This window comes from Haloterrigena salina JCM 13891 (genome assembly GCF_000337495.1).
Lineage (GTDB): Archaea > Halobacteriota > Halobacteria > Halobacteriales > Natrialbaceae > Haloterrigena > Haloterrigena salina.
In genome coordinates, this window is the sequence record NZ_AOIS01000041.1 from 1 (window position 1) to 1,067 (window position 1,067).

General features: G+C 56.1%; 2 protein-coding genes and 1 pseudogene. 1 reads left to right on the forward strand and 2 read right to left on the reverse strand.

Going from position 1 to position 1,067, the window contains the following annotated elements:
* Window positions 1-173: 173 nt before the first annotated feature.
* A pseudogene (locus C477_RS12445) lies at window positions 174-562 on the forward strand (hypothetical protein).
* A 29-nt stretch (window positions 563-591) separates the two neighbouring features.
* Here the strand turns inward: C477_RS12445 and C477_RS23840 are convergent.
* Both C477_RS23840 and C477_RS12450 read right to left on the reverse strand, forming a co-directional pair.
* Window positions 592-768 (reverse strand): hypothetical protein, encoded by a 177-nt coding sequence (locus C477_RS23840; RefSeq protein ID WP_160168018.1) that lies wholly within the window; start codon window positions 766-768, stop codon window positions 592-594.
* Between the two features lie 119 nt (window positions 769-887).
* The coding region (locus C477_RS12450; protein WP_008894853.1) for a DUF7692 domain-containing protein at window positions 888-1,067 on the reverse strand (180 nt) is incomplete at its 5' end.

Consider the following 1,067-nt stretch of genomic DNA (forward strand, 5'->3'; position numbering starts at 1 on the left):
CCGCGCTCGCTCCCTGTCGGGAGCGACGCGATCGCGATGGGCGCGGCCGCTCTGCCAGCAGCGGAGGAGTATATATATCGACGCGCGGGGCGCATGCGAAACACTCAGAAATGTGGTATTTTTGAATGGCAATTTCGAAAAAATCGCGCCGCGCGGGAGAGGAGGCGATCGCCGTGAATCGATCGAAGCGCGCAAATCACTTCGGGACGGCCTGCGAGAAGCGGATGGCAAAGAAGCGCCGGTTCGACCTTGAGCGGGCCAGCTGGCACGACGCACGATNTTCGGGAACGGAACCCCCGTCGAGATCAAGAGTACCATGCTCGAGCACAGCGACGGCCAGCCGGGGAACTTCAAGGTCTATCGCGAGTACCACGAGAAACTCCGTCGAGCGGACGGCTGGTACTGTTTCGTCGTCTACCGGCCACACGGGCGCTCCGGTTGCACGATCGTCAAGGACAAGATGTGCAGAGCCTCGAGTCTCCCGCTGCTCCGCTGGCACGGNGGCGGCGATCACCGCGGCACCGAGCAGGCGAAGATCGCGATCAACGATATCTTTCAGTAGATGGAAATACCGTTTCTTTATGCAGAATCTCAGTCCTGCTCGGTCTGAGAATCGATCCGGTTGAGCGCCTCGATGGTCTCTTGGAGTTCACTAATCGTTTGGTTGAGGTTCAGACCCTCAGGGAGTTGCTCGGCCTCTGTTTGAGCGTCGGTGAGAAGTTCTCGAATACGTGTTTGTTGAGATTCAATTTTATGAGTAGTATCCATGGTGTCGGCTCGCGTATCCGGTTCTATAAATCACCTTGATTCTCACTATGATACTTCGGTTCGGCGCTGCTACTAGGGATGGTTTCTGAATAACGAAGCTGTACTCCTATCTACTGTTTCTAATCTTGATTGACGTCCACGGACTGTTCTATTTCGAAGGTCGTCGCTCTCGTCGATAGTGTCTCGGCGATCTCCTTGCGCTGCTCGTGAGTGAGATCGTCGTGCTCGAGGACGGCCCGCGCTGCCGCAATCAGTTTCGGCACATCGTTACAGGCTGAGACGACGGCTTTTATCTTGTT